Source organism: Candidatus Kosakonia sp. 282A-S69 (assembly GCF_029433855.1).
Taxonomy (GTDB): domain Bacteria; phylum Pseudomonadota; class Gammaproteobacteria; order Enterobacterales; family Enterobacteriaceae; genus Kosakonia; species Kosakonia cowanii_A.
On sequence record NZ_JAROAU010000003.1, the window covers coordinates 2,692,639 to 2,708,394 of the forward strand.

The window sequence follows — 15,756 nt, forward strand, 5'->3', positions numbered from 1 at the left end:
CCCGAGTGGATCAGAGTGCGACCGGGAAGATCGCGCCCAGCAACATTGCGCCGAGGATAGCGCCGCCGGTAATCGGCTTTTGCCAGAGGTAAAAGAGCAGCGCGCCCACCAGCGAGCCGATACCAATCGGAATCGAGGCAGTCATCGCGCTTAAGATGATCAGTGGACCAAGAAAACGGCCAGAGGCGTTCCCTGCGCCCATCATCACGTCTGCGCCGTAGGTGGAGTCGCTCTGATTGATGGTGAATTTACGCGCCAGAATAATCAGGTAACCAATCGCCAGGCCAATCACCAGTCCGGTGACCAGTGACGCAACAAAGTTGGCGACCGGGAAGACAAAGCCCGCGCCGAGCAGCAGCGCCGGAACGCCGAGGCCGACGCCGGTCTGGATTGCGCCGCCGATATCGAGAATGCCGACCAGCGACCCCTCGATAATGCGCGCAAACAGGAAGCTGGCACCGAAGGCCGCTACCGCGCCATAAACGCCGGTGTCCATCCCCGCGCGCAGCATTGAGACAAACGCCACTTCGTTAAACGCGCCGATGCCGTAGAGGTAGTACATATGCGTTCCGGCAAAGACGCCGGAGGAGAGCAGGCCAACAAAGATCGGGAATGACCAGTCGGCGTACCAGAAGCCTTTATTCTCTTCCATTGCAGATCCTTATTTGCCGCTCAGCGAGTTGTGAATGAGCTCCAGCCAGTTCGGCGCGCTCAGGTGGAATGACTCAATCATTTTCAGATCGAAGCCGCGGAAGAAGGCGCTCAGCACAAAGAGGGCGACAATGGCGCTCATCATCACTTTGGTGACGCGGTTCCAGCCGCTCTCTTCCACCCCTTTGCCAATCAGGATGCCGAGCACCAGGCCCGGTACGGCGTTACCCATAATCAGTTGCGCCGCACCGCCGAAGACTGTCGCCCAGAAACCCGACTTTTTGCCCGCGTCGATCGCCGCCAGCCAGAAGATCACCGGCATGATGGTGTTAACCAGCAGGTTAGCGGCGGGCACCAACACTTTAACGGCTGTCACCTGCAGCGCCGCCGGAACGGACGACGCCGTAAGGTTAAGGAAGGTGACGACCACCATGCCGATCAAGCCACAGGCAATGGCCATCTTTTTCGGATCGTGCAGGGTTTCACCGACGTTGCGGTTTTTGACCATCAGCGCCGCTGCGCCCCAGTTGGGGATGATGCGGTGGTCAACGTCCTGGGTAAACGAGCCTGCCGCCACGGAGGAGGCCCAGGCGTTAAAGAAGAAGCCTAACCCAAAGGAGAAGTGCGAAGCCGGGTCCCCTTCGCAGGAGTTCAGCTCGCCCAGTGTACGAAACGCGCCCATCCCCTGGGTGGTTGGCGCGTGGAACATGCGTGCAGCCCCGGCGCCCACGCCGACGCCGACAAGGCCGCCGATAATGAGCGATTTTATTAGTATGATTAAGAACATCATTCTGCCCTCTTCTACCCTGCCAGCAACGCCTGCGGGGTATGCGGTAAGTTAGTGCGTGACGAACTCCACCCTATCGAGATTGATGGCGGTCACGTTGACGGTCACCTCCAGCTCCACGCTGTAGGTGCGTCTTTCGCGACGCAGAAAGAGGAACAGAAAGGCCTCTTTGCGCGTCGTTTCCTGCGCCTGAACGACCTGCACATCCTGTGGCTCAATACGCAGTAAAATGTGCGGCGACGCCTTCATCACCGCGGCCTGAACATGGTTCAGCGCGTCAGCAAAGGCGCGCGCTTTAGCGTCGCCCTTGCCCTTCACCCTGACCGTGGTGGTGAACTGTTCTTTCATGGTTATGCGCCGTGTTTTTTCTGCCACGCCTGTACCAGGCGCTCGCCTAACTCTTCTTTATCCATAAAGCCGAAACCGAGTACGTTGCACCCTTCGTTTATGGCAGTAACGCCCTCGTCGATGGAGCGCATACCATGTTTCGCTTTATAGCCATATTTGTTCTGCGCGGTGATTGCGCCTGCGCCGCCGCTGCCGCAAAAGGAGATGCCGAAGGTGGCATTTTCCGCGTTCATCACATCGCCGAGTTTCATATCCGCCGCCACGCCCGGTACCACCACCGCGCGGCCGCCCGCTCTCTCTACGCCTGCCGCAACTTTCTGCCCTTTGCCCAGGCGGTCGCCAATCACTACGGTAATCTGTTCCATGGTTTGCTCCTTAAAGGTTCTCTTTTGCCACTTCGAAGTGCACTGACAGCAGCCAGGCCTCTTCTTCCGGGAGATTGCCAAACGCCGCTACCACGTCATGGGCAAGGCGCATCGATTCAGGCGAGATCTCATCAAACAGGCTGGCATCCACTTCCGGCAGCGGCTCGCCGGTCACTGACCGGTGCGCCATCGCGCGAAGATGGGAGGTCAGCATCTGCTGCTGCACCGCATTTGGCGTGATGTTCTGCGCATGAAGTAAGGTGTAGACCTGCGACAGCATGCGCTCCGCCAGGGTTGCCGTTTGCGCCGCCTGCATGGTCGCATCGTTCATTACCGCTCCGTTATTCACTCGTCGTACCCCGTTGATGGCTCAGGAGTAAAGCTAACGGCGCAAAGAGGGAGTTTGTAGCGAGGAGTTTTCCACTTCGAAGTGGAAACCGGGAGGGTGTTAGTGATCTGCGCCACAAAAAAAGCACACGGAGGGATTTTTCACTGAACGGCGGTCACAGAGTTGGGTGATGCGGGCAGGATTTGGCGCCTTATAGAGCAGAAAAAAAGGGGCAAGCACGCGAGGAAAGTGTGAGGGAGATAAGGTTTGCTTATTGGGGGAGTTGCTGAAACGGCGTAGGCCGGATAAGGCGGAGCCGCCATCCGGCAATGTTTCCGCGGCACCATTGCCGGATGGCGCGTACTGCTTATCCGGCCTACCAAAACGCGCCTTCAGCGACACTGGTGCGGCTTTTATCTGTGGATTCACAGCGAGGGGTTGTGTCCCCGCTGAAATCGGCGAACCGAAGCGTGAATGACAAGGTCTGGACGCCATGGATGGCGGACAGAGGCGAACCGAGACAGGGAGCGAGTCCCGGAACGGGCGAGCAAGTCGAGTCGAGCCGGCCGCAGTCAGGCACGCGGGAGGTGAGCGCAGTGCGCAGCACCGATTTCCTCGCGGGGCCGCGGGGATTGACAAGGGGGGAGCGGTCCCCCCCTTGTCCCGTTCACCGCATGAGTGGTTAATGAAACTCCCCACCGCATGGTGAACGGAACAATACCACCAGAGTCATATGCAAACCCCATTCCCGAATGGCGGCTGCGCCTTATCCGGCCTACAACGGCGCATCACGTAAGCCGGAAAACGGCATAAAAAAAGAGCCGCGACGGTGAGGTGGCGGCTCTTTCCCGATGGAATTCGATCAGCGGAATTTCTGATGATAGGTATTGCGGGTACCGGCAATCTCCTTCGCAGCAGCCTTCGCCTCTTTCACTTTGCCCTCGTTCGCCAGCTTCAGCGCGCCGTCGATCTGAGTAATCAAAATATCAAAACCGTGGCGGAAATCCTTCATCTCCGGGCTGTCCGGCGCTTTCCCTTCCAGCTTCGGCGGCGTCTCTTTCTGGGCGTCCTGCGCGGCGGTGCGCATTTTCCCTAACGCCTCTTTCAACTCAGACGCATCGTCGGTTTTCTGCACCACTTTATAGTTGTCATTCAGCGTTTCCATATCATCTTCAAGGTCAGCGGCAAACACCGCTGAACCCACAAACAACGACGACACTGCAAGGATCGCTAACAGGTTTTTACGCATTGCTCATTTCCTTTTTTATTATCACGCTTAAAGGCGCAGAACGCCGCGCCACGAGTTATTGTCCGGCGATCTTCATCTCCGGCAGCAACACTGAACCACACTGGATGTTACTGCGCTGTTCAATATCGTCACCGATGGTAACAATATTGCGCCACATATCCTTCAGGTTGCCAGCAATGGTAATTTCGCTCACTGGATACTGAATTTCACCGTTCTCTACCCAGAAACCCGACGCGCCTCGCGAATAATCGCCGGTGATGCCGCTCACGCCCTGGCCCATCAGCTCAGTGACCACAAGACCGGTGCCCATCTCTTTCAGCATCTGTTCAAAGCTCAACCCACGCCCGGCGATGCGCCAGTTGTGAATACCGCCCGCGTGGCCGGTGCTTTTCAGCCCCAGTTTGCGCGCCGCGTAGCTGGTCAGTAGCCACTGCATCAGCACGCCCTCTTTCACGATATCGCGGCGCTCGGTGCGCACGCCTTCGCTGTCGAACGGTGTGGAGGCCAGCCCTTTACGCAGGTGCGGATGCTCTTCAATGGTTAACCACTCCGGCAGGATCTGCTTGCCGAGGTAATCGAGTAAAAAGGTAGATTTGCGATAGACCGCGCCGCCGGCAATCGCGCCAACCAGGTGTCCAAAAAGCCCGGTCGCCACTTCATTAGCGAAAATGACCGGCGCTTTCATGGTCGACAGTTTACGCGGCGAGAGGCGCGACAACGTACGGCGGGCGCACTCTTCACCCACCCACTCTGGTGTTTTTAACTCGTTGATATCGCGGCTAATGGTGTAGGCGTAATCGCGCTCCATATCGCCATTCGCTTCGGCAATCACGCTGCTCGACAGCGAGTGGCGGCTGGAGCAGTAGCTCTGCAGCATGCCGTGGCTATTGCCGAAGACTTTAATGCCGTAGTGGCTGTTGAAGCTGCCGCCTTCGGTATTGCTGATGCGTTTGTCCGCTTTCAGCGCCGCCTGCTCGGCGCGCGCCGCCCACTCAATCGCTTCATCGGGAGTCACTTCCGCCGGGTGGAAAAGATCGAGATCCGGCGCGTCAAAGGCCAGCAGCTCTTTTTCTGCCACGCCAGCAAACGGGTCTGGCGAGGTGTAGCGGGCAATATCGAGCGCCGCCTGCACCGTGCGGGCAATCGCCTCCGGGCTGAGATCCGTTGACGAGGCGCTGCCTTTGCGGTTCTGATGATAAACGGTGATGCCCAGAGCACCATCGCTGTTAAATTCGACATTCTCCACTTCACCATAGCGGGTGCTGACGCCGATACCGGTGGTTTTGCTGACCGCCACTTCCGCGCCATCCGAACGACCTGAGGCCAGATCAAGCGCGGTTGCGACCGCTTCTTCCAGAACTTTGCGCTGTTGTGCCACTTGTGTGATTACTTTCATCGCCAATGCCATAATTAAGGGAGAGAATCTTTGAAGTCTAACAGAGAACCGTTTTTCAGTGCGCGCCTTAACTGGTAACATTAGCCTCTTTTTTAAGGAGCCTGAGATGACAAAGCAGCCCGACGACTGGCTCGACGACGTGCCCGGTAACGAGAGCGAAGACGAAGATGATGAGATCATCTGGGTCAGTAAGAGTGAAATTAAGCGCGATGCTGAAGAGTTAAAGCAGCTTGGCGCCGAAATGGTAGACCTGGGAAAAAACGCGCTGGATAAGATCCCGCTCGACCAGGATCTGCGCGACGCCATTGAGCTGGCGCAGCGCATCAAGAAAGAGGGTCGCCGCCGTCAGTTGCAGTTGATCGGTAAAATACTGCGTCAGCGCGATGTCGAGCCGATTCGCCAGGCGCTGGATAAGCTGAAAAACCGCCATAACCAGCAGGTCGCCTTCTTCCATAAACTTGAACACCTGCGCGATCGCCTGATTGAAGAGGGTGATGACGCGGTGCCGGACGTGCTGAATCTGTGGCCCAATGCTGACCGTCAGCAGTTGCGCTCGCTGATCCGCAACGCCAAAAAAGAGAAAGAGACCAACAAGCCGCCAAAAACCGCGCGTTTGATCTTCCAGTATCTGCGTGAACTCGCAGAGAGCAGCGAAGAGAGCTAATCCGCACGCAACCCTCTTTAAACGAAGAGGGTTTTTTATCCCTTTTAAGCTGAAACGTTAAAGCTAAAAACGACCCACCTCACATATTCACGCCTTCTATTAGTTTCATTTCATTAGTAAATGCGATCAATATCTCCATTTCTACCTCCATCTGACGCTCATTTTCAGCAGATGAAACGGATCACATTTTCCTGACGGCGCAAAACGTAGATTCCTGCTGTAACGCAGGTAATCGATTCAGCTAAAAAGGAAGAAAAGATGAAAAAGACCGTAATGCTCTCCGCTATTGCGCTGCTGGTGTCCGCGCCGGTGATGGCGAAAACCTGGGTGCTGACAAGTGCTGAAGGCGGCATTGAGCAGGGAAACTGGCGTATCACCAGCGATCAGCTGAACATTAAGGATCAGCAGTTCAGCATTGAGCAGGTGGTGCTGCACGGCGGCAAGCAGGAGGGCAGTAAAGTCATCAAGCTGACCAGCAAAAACGGCCTGACTATCGCCCTGAGCCCGACGCGCGGGATGAATTTGCTCTACGCCGATGGTTTCGGCGTGCATATGGGCTGGAGTTCCCCGGTGAAAGAGGTGGTAAACCCGGCTTTTATCAACCTGGAGAGCCGCAACGGTCTTGGCTGGCTGGAAGGGTTCAACGAAATGGTGGTGCGCTGCGGCTATGAGTGGACCGGCCATCCGGTGACGGCTGACGGGCAGCTTTACACGCTGCACGGCAAAGCGGGCAACACGCCAGCATCGCAGGTTTCCGTCGAGGTCAGCGAAAAAGTGCCGTATGAGATCCGCATCCGCGGGCTGGTGAAAGAGAGCACCTTTAAAAAAGCCGATCTGCAAACCGAGATGGAGCTGCGCTACATTCCGGGCAGCAACAGCTTCAGCCTGCACGACGTGCTGACCAACCACGCCGACTATCCGCATGATTACCAGATCATCTATCACAGCAACTTCAGCAAACCGATCCTCGAAGAGGGCGCGCGCTTTATCACGCCGCTGGAGAGCGTAAGCCCGTTCAATGACTACGCCAAAGGCGGCATGAAAACGTGGCAAACCTATGCCGGGCCAACCAAAGGCTTCGACGAAATGGTCTTTAATATCAAACCGCTGGCCGATGCCAACAAGCAGACCGTCGCCGCGCTGCTGAATAAAGCGGGCGATAAAGGGGTGGCGATTGACTACAACACCGATCAGCTGCCGGTGCTGACGCTGTGGAAAAATACCGATACCGAAAAACAGGGTTACGTCACCGGCATCGAGCCGGGCACCAGCTACGCCTACCCGGTGACCATTGAGCGCGAGCAGAAACGCGTTAAGCAGCTCCAGGCAGGTCAGAGTACCCACTTCGATCTTACCTATACGCTGCTGCATAACCGCGATCAGGTGGCAAAAGTTGAAGAGCGGGTGAAAACCATTCAGGGCGATAAAGCGCCGCAATCCATCGATACGCCGATGGCGAAAGAGTAACGCAGGCATAAAAAAACCGCGCCGGTCTCCCGTGCGCGGTTTTTTACGCGTCAGCTATCAGGCTTTTTCAGTCGCCAGCTGCGCTTTCTTCTCCAGCTTATCGAGCAGCTTCTGGTGAATGCCGCCGAAGCCGCCGTTGCTCATCACCAGAATGTGATCGCCCGGCTGGGCGCTTTTCACAATCTGATCGGCCAGCGTATCGACATCTGCGCTCCAGTACGCAGGCTGGATACAGGCCTCTGCCACTTCCGCTACCTGCCACGGAATATGCTGCGGTTGCAGGAGGAAGACCTCATCGGCGCGGCCCAGCGACGGCGCGAGGTCATCTTTGCACAACCCCATCTTCATGGTGTTGGAGCGCGGCTCCAGCACGGCGATGATCTTCGCCGTCCCGCCCACTTTGCCACGCAGGGCAGCGAGTGTGGCGAGGATTGCCGTCGGGTGGTGCGCGAAATCATCATACACGCAAACACCGTGCGCTTCACCGCGCAGTTCAAGGCGACGCCGGGCGTTGATAAATGAACCGAGCGCGTTAGCGGCATCCGCAGGCGTGACGCCAACATGACGCGCGGCGGCGATCGCCATCAGACCGTTATGCATGTTGTGCTCGCCCACCAGGCCCCAGTTGACCTGACCGACACATTCGCCATCGAGCCACACTTCCCAGCTTGAGGCATCGGTGGTCAGCTTCTTCGCCTGCCAATGGCCCTGATCGCCCACCAGCTCCTGCTCGCTCCAGCAGCCCATCGCCATCGTCTGTTTCAGGTTGATGTCGTTTTCCGGCCAGATGATTTTCCCCTGCCCCGGCACAATGCGCACCAGGTGGTGGAACTGTTTCTGGATCGCTTTCAGATCGTCAAAGATGTCCGCGTGATCGAACTCAAGGTTGTTGAGGATCAGCGTACGCGGGCAGTAGTGGACGAATTTAGAGCGCTTATCGAAGAAGGCGCAGTCATACTCATCAGCTTCGATAACGAAAAAAGGGCTCTCGCCGAGACGCGCGGAAACATCGAAATTACCCGGTACGCCGCCGATGACAAAACCGGGTTTATAGCCGCAGGCTTCGAGGATCCAGGTCGCCATCCCGGCAGTGGTGGTCTTGCCATGCGTACCGGCAACCGCCACAACCCAGCGGTCACGCAGCACAAAATCATGCAGCCACTGCGGGCCGGACATAAACGGAATGTTCTTCTCCAGCACCGCTTCAACACACGGGTTTCCACGGGTCATCGCATTGCCGATGATCACCAGATCGGGTGCGGGATCGAGCTGGCTTGCATCATATCCCTGAATTAAATCAATGCCTTGCTTCTCAAGCAGCGTGCTCATCGGCGGATAGACATTGGCATCCGAACCCGTTACCTGGTGGCCCAGCGAGCGCGCCAGCATGGCCAGCCCGCCCATGAAAGTGCCACAAATCCCCAAAATATGAATGCGCATACATCATTATCCTTGCTTAACCTGGCGCACATTTTACGCATATGTTTAACGTCTGAGAAATGCATTTCAGGATAATCCGTACCCCGCTGGCGCGATTCACCTGTGCGCGAAGTTTTGAATGTTTGTTAGTATTGTTGCATGTCCGCTGCGTTTTCGTTTACGAAAGTTTCGGCCGTGACCGTTTCGACGGTTGAGGCTGCTGAACGTGCCCGACCCGTAAGCTGAAAACCGCAGGCTACAATCGCTTTACTCCATATTCAAAAATGCAGGGAAAGTGTTATGAAAACGTTAGGTGAATTTATTGTCGAAAAGCAGCATGAGTTCTCACATGCGACGGGTGAACTGACTGCTTTGCTGTCGGCGATAAAACTGGGCGCCAAGATCATTCATCGCGATATCAATAAGGCCGGTCTGGTCGATATCCTGGGTGCCAGCGGTGCTGAGAACGTACAGGGCGAAGTGCAGCAAAAACTCGACCTGTTTGCGAACGAAAAACTGAAGTCTGCGCTGCGCGCCCGCGATATCGTCGCCGGTATCGCCTCTGAAGAAGAAGATGAGATCGTCGTTTTCGAAGGGTGCGAACACGCTAAATACGTGGTGCTGATGGACCCGCTGGATGGCTCCTCCAACATCGACGTTAACGTCTCTGTCGGCACCATCTTCTCTATCTACCGCCGCGTCACGCCTGTTGGCACGCCGGTCACCGAAGAGGATTTCCTGCAGCCGGGTAATAAACAAGTTGCTGCCGGTTATGTGGTTTACGGCTCGTCGACAATGCTGGTCTACACCACCGGTTGCGGCGTTCATGCCTTCACCTACGATCCTTCACTGGGCGTCTTCTGCCTCTCCCAGGAGCGCATGCGCTTCCCGGAACGCGGCAACACCTACTCAATCAACGAAGGGAACTACATCAAATTCCCGCAGGGCGTGAAGAAGTATCTCAAGTTCTGCCAGGAAGAGGATAAAGCGACCCATCGCCCTTACACCTCGCGCTACATCGGTTCACTGGTGGCGGATTTCCACCGTAACCTGCTGAAAGGCGGCATCTACCTCTACCCGAGCACCGCCAGCCACCCGCAAGGGAAACTGCGCCTGCTGTATGAGTGCAACCCGATGGCCTTCCTCGCGGAGCAGGCCGGCGGTAAAGCGAGCGACGGCAAAGAGCGTATTCTTGATATCCAGCCAGAAAGCCTGCACCAGCGCCGTCCGTTCTTCGTCGGCAATGAGCATATGGTGGATGATGTTGAGCGTTATATGCGTGAGTATCCGGACGCATAATAGCTTGTGATGGCCGGAGGGCGCGATGGCCCTCCGGCAGATCGTTACTTCACAAAGGTGCGTTTTACGCGTTCGGAAACGATGAAGTAAGGGATCCAGATACAGGCGCTCAGCACATTGCGCACCAGCGGTTTCACCGTCTCAAAGAGGTAAGGCACATTCAGATAGTGGTGCCCTAACAGCAGATCGACGGCGACAAAGGCCGTGCCCAGCCCCACCAACACAATGTAATGCCGCGGCAGCTGACGCTTCTTACGGAAAAAGAGGCTGCTGACAAACAGCGCATAGGCAAACATGCCAACAAACGACGCCAGCTCGAAAAAGAGGATCCCCTTTTGCGCCCCGCCAATCAGCGCGAAGTTCTCCATTAATAAGCGCAGCGTAAAGTTAATGGATATCAGGTTGATGATGATCGCCGCAATCAACCCCACCGCCGGAACATAGAGCCAGCCACGGATCTTTTTAAACTCGCGCTCCTCGCAGAGGGCACAGAAGTCGCTGCCCTTCAGCGCCTCGCTATCACATTGAATACATACAGCCATGACACCTAACCTTTGATTATGCTTGCGTCTGCAAACGGAACGATGACATCGCGTCGATCAGCTCGCGTGATTGCTGCTCCAGCGAGCGCGTCGCCGCAGATGATTGTTGTACCAGCGCCGCATTCTGCTGCGCCGTTTCATCCATCTGGCTGACCGCAATATTGACCTGCTCAATGCCGCGGCTCTGCTCCTGAGAGGCGTTGGCTATCTCGCGCATCAAGCGCGTCATTCGCAACACCTCTTCGGCGATTTCGTCCATCGTTTCACCGGCCTGCATCGCCAGTTCGCTGCCTTCGGAGACCTGCGCCTGCGAGCTGCTGATAAGCTGGCGGATCTCTTTCGCCGAATCGGCGCTGCGGCTGGCGAGGCTACGCACTTCGCCCGCCACCACCGCAAAGCCTCTGCCCTGCTCGCCCGCGCGCGCTGCTTCGACGGCGGCGTTGAGCGCCAGAATATTGGTCTGGAAAGCAATCGCATCAATGACGCTGAGAATATCGGCGATGCGATCGGAACTGCCGGCAATATCGCGCATTTTCTCAATCACATAGCAGACCATTTCACTGCCGCGATCGGCGGTATCAGAGACAGCTTTCGCCAGCGTATGCGCCTGCTCGGCGTTGTCGGCGTTGAGCTTCACCGTGGCGGTGAGCTGCTCCATGCTGGCGGCGGTTTGCTCAAGGGATGTGGCGGTCGATTCGGTACGCTGGGAGAGATCGAGGTTGCCGGCCGCCAGCTCCCGGCTGCCGGTATCAATCTGCGAGCTGGCGTCGCGCACGCGCATCACCGAGCCGATCAGCGCATGGCGCATCTCCTCAATCGCCGCATTCAGGCGGTTAAACTCTCTCCCCGTCACCTCGGTTTTCGTAGCGATCAGGTTGCCCGCCGCCACCTGTTCAAGCTGCTGGATGGAGGTGTCGAGCGGTTTAAGCAGCATATGGCGCAGCGCCAGCCAGGCCAGCACGATAATCCCGGCGACCAGCAGCGCGACGACAAAGATCAGCGTCATCACAAAGCGCTTACTGCTCTGCACCGCCGCCACTTCGGTTTTACCGCGCGCTTCCCCCCATGCCTGGAAGGCCTGCATATCGTTATCAAAATGTCGGGAGACGGGGATCAGTTTGCTTTCGAGGAGTTCGTAATAGGCGTCGGCACTCTGTTGATTGAGCGCGTCCTGCATCGGCTTAATGCCCTGGGTGACGTAATCGCCATAGCTTTTCGCCACCTTTGCCAGCAGCGCCGCGCCCTGCTCGTCATCAACGCCCGCGTTGATAACCCCGGTAAGGGATTTCTCGCCGCGCGCGATTTCGTTATTAATCAGTTTTACGGAGTTGGCTGCATCATCAAGCAGGCCCACCTCCATCATGCGCACCGCCTGGCCCGCTTCGTTGCGCGCGCGCAAAATCATGGTGTAACCGCTGTTCAGGCGCGCCATCTTTTCGCCCTGTAGCTGGTTGATGCGAGCCAGCGACGCGGAGCTCTTATTGAGTGCATAAATACCGATACCGCTGACCAGCAGCAGCAGAAGAGTCATAACAGCCAGCAGAGAAAGTAAGCCCGTACGGATCGAAAGCGTTTTAAGCATGATGTGGATTCCGGTAGCGAAGAACTTTTTGGCGTAGATTAAGCCCATTCGACAGTTATCGGCCGCTACCGGAATTCCTTTAGAGGAAAAAGAGCAATATCAATATGTTGTTACTTTGTTGCCGTTGGGCTTACCCGCGTCACCGGCGAGTTCTGCCGGCTCTCCCACAGCACCGTCAGACCGCGTTGCAGTGCAATAAAGATAAACAGCAGAATACCGATGGCGATCTTCGTCCACCAGGAGCTGAGCGTGCCGTCGAAGTTGATATAGGTCTGAATCAGCCCCTGAATACCCACCCCGAACAGCGTACCGAGCACCGTGCCAACACCGCCGCTCAGCAGCGTGCCGCCAATCACCACAGATGCAATCGCGTCCAGCTCAACGCCCACGCCCGCCAGCGCATAGCCTGCCTGGGTGTAGATCGAGAAGACAATCCCGGCAAGTGTCGCCAGCCCCGTTGAGAGCATATAGATGCGAATGGTGGTGCTGCGCGTCGAGATGCCCATCAGGTTCGCCGAGGTGGCGTTACCGCCAATGGCGTACACTTCGTTGCCAAACCGGGTACGGTGAGCAAGGAAAATACCGACCACCACCACCATCAGCATCAGCAGCCCCATCGCGCTTAGCCGCCCGCCGCCTGGGATAGTCCAGGCGAGGCTGGAAAGGGTGTCATACATCGGGTGGTTAATGGGAATCGACTCTTCCGAGAGCAGGTAGCTGACGCCGCGCAGAAAGAACATCCCGGCGAGGGTGATGATAAATGCCGGGATTTTCAGCGCATCGATCAAAAGTCCCATAAAGGCACCGAAGGCGCAGCCCATCAGCAAAATTACCGGGAAGGCGAGCAGCGGCGAGATGCCCCAGGCACCAATCGCTTTCGCCAGGAAGACGCCGGTAAAGGCGATCACCGAGCCGACGGAGAGATCGATACCGCCGGAGAGGATCACAAAGGTCATGCCGACGGCGATAATGCCCAGAAAGGCGTTATCCGTCAGGATATTACAGATGACGCGCGTCGAGGCGAAGCCGGGAAACTGCGTCAGACAGTAGAGGTAGCCGAGCACGAAAACGCCCAGCGTGATCATCAACGGCAGGTTACGTTTTATCATGACCGCGCACTCCTTTAAGCAACGCAATAAAGCGCGGCGACTGGACAATCAGCACACACATCACCACCACCGCTTTCACCACCTGGTTAAGCTCCGGCTGAAAACCGGAGAGCAGAATACCGGTGTTCATGCCCTGAATAATCAGCGCCCCCACCACCGACAGCACAAGGTTGAAGCGCCCGCCCATCAGCGAGCCGCCGCCAATCACGACCGCCAGAATGGCGTCCAGCTCCAGCCACAGTCCGGCGTTGTTGGCATCCGCACCGCGAATATCGGCCGTGACAATCACACCGGCGATGGCCGCGCAAACGCCGCTCAGCACATAGGTGAGCATCACCACCAGCCGCGTATTCACCCCGGCGTTTTTTGCCGCGCGAATATTAATCCCCACCGCTTCGATAAACATGCCCAGCGCCGTTTTGCGGGTAAAGAGCCAGAAGATGATTAACGTCACCAGCGCAATGATCACCGGCGTTGGAAAGAGCAGCAGCGAGCCGCTGCCGAGCCACGCCAGCGACGGCGCGTTAAAGGTAACGATCTGCCCGGAGGTGATAAGCTGCGCGACCCCGCGCCCGGCGACCATCAGGATCAGCGTGGCGACAAAGGGCTGGATCTTGAGGATCGCCACCAGAATGCCGTTCCACAGCCCGGCCAGCACGCCGGTTGCCAACGCCGCCAGCAGCACCACCGTCAGGCTATGACCAGAAACGGTTAGTGACGCTGCCGTCGCGCCGGCAATCGCCATCACCGCGCCCACCGAGAGATCGATGCCGCCGGTAGCGATCACCAGTGTCATGCCGATGGCCAGCAGCGCGACCGGCGCAGCGCGGTTAAGAATATCGATTGGGCTGCCAAACAGGCGACCATCCTGCAGCACCACCTGGTAAAAATGGGGCGCGACCAGGCTGTCCACCAGTAAAACCAGCAGCAGGGCTAAGATCTGCGGCGTGCCGGTCGGCCAGCTAAAACGGCGCTTCGGCTGCGCTTGTTGGCCCAGTGATTGAGGCATCACACTCTACTCCTTACGCCGCAATGGCATTCATGATTGCCGGAACGGAAAGCTCGGCGAGCGGGATCTCGGCGACCTGCTTGCGATCGCGCATGATGATTACCCGATCCGCGTAGCCCACCAGCTCCTCCAGCTCAGAGGAGATCACCAGCAGCGCCAGCCCGTCGGCACAGAGGGTTTCGATCAGGCGGATGATTTCAGCATGTGCGCCAACATCAATCCCGCGCGTGGGCTCATCGAGGATCAGGAACTGCGGGCGCGTCAGCAACCAGCGCGAGAGCAGCACTTTTTGCTGATTGCCACCGGAGAGAAACTCAATCGGCTGTTCGGCGCTCGGCGTGCGGATCCCAAGCTGGCGGATAAAGCGCTCGGCAATCGCGTTCTGCTCTTTACGCGGAATCGGCCGCAGCCAGCCGCGCTGGGCCTGCAGAGCCAGCACGATATTTTCGCGTACCGAAGCCGCGGCGATAATGCCGTCGGTTTTACGATCTTCCGGGCAGAAACCGATCCCAAGACAGGAGGCGCGATGGGGCGAACGCAGAGTTTGCGGCTGGCCTTTGATCACCGCGCTGCCGCTATCGGCGGGTTTGATACCGAAGATCACCTCTGCCGTTTCGGTGCGCCCGGAGCCGAGCAGCCCGGCGAGGCCGACGATCTCACCGGGACGAACCTCAAGATCGAACGGGGCGATCACCCCTTTCTTACCGTAGTTGTTAAAGGCGGCCACCGGCTTGTTGCTCAGCAGCGTGCGCCCGGCGCGCTGCAGGGCGTTACTCTCCAGCTCGCGACCCAGCATCATCTTCACCAGCTCAATTTGCGGCAGCTCGCGCGTTTCGCGACAGCCGACAAAGCTACCGTTGCGCAGCACGGTGATGCGATCGCAGACGGTGTAAACCTGGTCGAGAAAGTGGGTCACGAAGATCAGGCTGACGCCCTGATCGCGCAGCTGGCGCATCAGGGTGAAGAGCATCTCCACCTCCTGGGTATCCAGGCTGGCGGTTGGCTCATCGAGGATCAGCACTTTCGCCGAGAGATCGATGGCGCGGCAAATAGCGACAATCTGCTGCATCGCCACGGAGAAACGGTTAAGCGGCTCGCGCACGTCGAGCGAGAAGCCGTAAGATTGCATCAGCTCGCTGGCGCGCTGCTCCATCTCTTTACGGCGCAGCAGGCCGAAGCGACGCGGCTCACGGCCAATAAACAGGTTATCTGCCACCGACATATTCGGCAGCAGGTTCACTTCCTGGTAAACGGTGCCAATCCCCAACTGTTGGGCATGGGCGGTATTTTTGGGATTGATGGCCTTGCCTTCGAGCCAGATGGTGCCTTTATCCGCGTGGTAAACCCCGGTCAGCGCTTTGATAAGCGTCGATTTACCCGCGCCGTTCTCGCCGAGCAGGGCCATGATTTCACCGCGTCGCAGCGAGAAATCCACGTTATCGAGCGCTTTTACGCCGGGAAAGAATTTACTTAAGCCTTCGGTACGCAGGATTTCCTGGTGTGCTTCCGCGTTCATTGTTGACCCCTTACACAGATGCCCT

At 57.4% G+C, this 15,756-nt stretch carries 16 protein-coding genes; 3 read left to right on the top strand and 13 right to left on the bottom strand.

Features of this window, described 5'->3' with window-relative positions; translation table 11 throughout:
- Window positions 1-10: 10 nt before the first annotated feature.
- From PU683_RS18380 to pmbA, 7 genes are all read right to left on the bottom strand, one after another.
- Window positions 11-652 (bottom strand): DUF4310 family protein, encoded by a 642-nt coding sequence (locus tag PU683_RS18380; RefSeq protein ID WP_277173944.1) that lies wholly within the window; start codon window positions 650-652, stop codon window positions 11-13.
- Window positions 653-661: 9 nt separating this feature from the next.
- Window positions 662-1,438: a DUF4311 domain-containing protein gene (locus PU683_RS18385; RefSeq protein WP_277174333.1), complete on the bottom strand. Its 777-nt coding sequence runs from the start codon at window positions 1,436-1,438 to the stop codon at window positions 662-664.
- A gap of 51 nt (window positions 1,439-1,489) precedes the next feature.
- Complete coding sequence (locus PU683_RS18390; protein WP_277173945.1) at window positions 1,490-1,786, bottom strand: DUF4312 family protein; 297 nt, start codon at window positions 1,784-1,786, stop codon at window positions 1,490-1,492.
- Window positions 1,787-1,788: 2 nt separating this feature from the next.
- Window positions 1,789-2,151: an SFCGS family glycine-rich protein gene (locus PU683_RS18395; RefSeq protein WP_277173946.1), complete on the bottom strand. Its 363-nt coding sequence runs from the start codon at window positions 2,149-2,151 to the stop codon at window positions 1,789-1,791.
- 10 nt (window positions 2,152-2,161) lie between these two features.
- Entirely contained in the window at window positions 2,162-2,500 is a 339-nt protein-coding gene (locus PU683_RS18400) for a glycine dehydrogenase (RefSeq protein ID WP_083699312.1), read from the bottom strand.
- An 841-nt stretch (window positions 2,501-3,341) separates the two neighbouring features.
- Window positions 3,342-3,728, bottom strand: coding sequence for a cytochrome b562 (gene cybC, locus PU683_RS18405; RefSeq protein ID WP_277173947.1), 387 nt, complete (start codon window positions 3,726-3,728; stop codon window positions 3,342-3,344).
- Between the two features lie 55 nt (window positions 3,729-3,783).
- Window positions 3,784-5,136, bottom strand: a complete 1,353-nt coding sequence (gene pmbA, locus PU683_RS18410) for a metalloprotease PmbA (protein WP_277173948.1) — start codon at window positions 5,134-5,136, stop codon at window positions 3,784-3,786.
- 94 nt (window positions 5,137-5,230) lie between these two features.
- Here pmbA and yjgA point away from each other — a divergent pair, with 94 nt between their 5' ends.
- Both yjgA and PU683_RS18420 read left to right on the top strand, forming a co-directional pair.
- Window positions 5,231-5,788: a ribosome biogenesis factor YjgA gene (yjgA, locus tag PU683_RS18415; RefSeq protein WP_277173950.1), complete on the top strand. Its 558-nt coding sequence runs from the start codon at window positions 5,231-5,233 to the stop codon at window positions 5,786-5,788.
- 258 nt (window positions 5,789-6,046) lie between these two features.
- Window positions 6,047-7,255: an aldose 1-epimerase family protein gene (locus PU683_RS18420; RefSeq protein ID WP_277173951.1), complete on the top strand. Its 1,209-nt coding sequence runs from the start codon at window positions 6,047-6,049 to the stop codon at window positions 7,253-7,255.
- A 57-nt stretch (window positions 7,256-7,312) separates the two neighbouring features.
- Here the strand turns inward: PU683_RS18420 and mpl are convergent, their stop codons facing one another.
- Window positions 7,313-8,695 (bottom strand): UDP-N-acetylmuramate:L-alanyl-gamma-D-glutamyl-meso-diaminopimelate ligase, encoded by a 1,383-nt coding sequence (mpl, locus tag PU683_RS18425; protein ID WP_277173953.1) that lies wholly within the window; start codon window positions 8,693-8,695, stop codon window positions 7,313-7,315.
- A gap of 279 nt (window positions 8,696-8,974) precedes the next feature.
- Between mpl and fbp the strand changes: the two genes are divergently transcribed.
- On the top strand, window positions 8,975-9,973 hold the full coding sequence (fbp, locus tag PU683_RS18430) for a class 1 fructose-bisphosphatase (RefSeq protein ID WP_023478503.1): 999 nt from the start codon (window positions 8,975-8,977) through the stop codon (window positions 9,971-9,973).
- A 44-nt stretch (window positions 9,974-10,017) separates the two neighbouring features.
- Here the strand turns inward: fbp and PU683_RS18435 are convergent, their stop codons facing one another.
- The 5 genes from PU683_RS18435 to ytfR form a co-directional block, all read right to left on the bottom strand.
- Window positions 10,018-10,515: a DUF2569 domain-containing protein gene (locus PU683_RS18435; protein WP_277173955.1), complete on the bottom strand. Its 498-nt coding sequence runs from the start codon at window positions 10,513-10,515 to the stop codon at window positions 10,018-10,020.
- 16 nt (window positions 10,516-10,531) lie between these two features.
- Window positions 10,532-12,097, bottom strand: coding sequence for a methyl-accepting chemotaxis protein (locus PU683_RS18440; RefSeq protein ID WP_277173956.1), 1,566 nt, complete (start codon window positions 12,095-12,097; stop codon window positions 10,532-10,534).
- A gap of 110 nt (window positions 12,098-12,207) precedes the next feature.
- Entirely contained in the window at window positions 12,208-13,206 is a 999-nt protein-coding gene (gene yjfF / locus PU683_RS18445; RefSeq protein ID WP_277173957.1) for a galactofuranose ABC transporter, permease protein YjfF, read from the bottom strand.
- Window positions 13,193-14,218, bottom strand: a complete 1,026-nt coding sequence (gene ytfT, locus PU683_RS18450) for a galactofuranose ABC transporter, ATP-binding protein YtfT (protein ID WP_277173959.1) — start codon at window positions 14,216-14,218, stop codon at window positions 13,193-13,195. Before ytfT ends, yjfF begins: the two co-directional genes overlap by 14 nt.
- 10 nt (window positions 14,219-14,228) lie before the next feature.
- Window positions 14,229-15,731, bottom strand: coding sequence for a galactofuranose ABC transporter, ATP-binding protein YtfR (gene ytfR, locus PU683_RS18455; RefSeq protein WP_277173960.1), 1,503 nt, complete (start codon window positions 15,729-15,731; stop codon window positions 14,229-14,231).
- Between the last annotated feature and the right edge of the window lie 25 nt (window positions 15,732-15,756).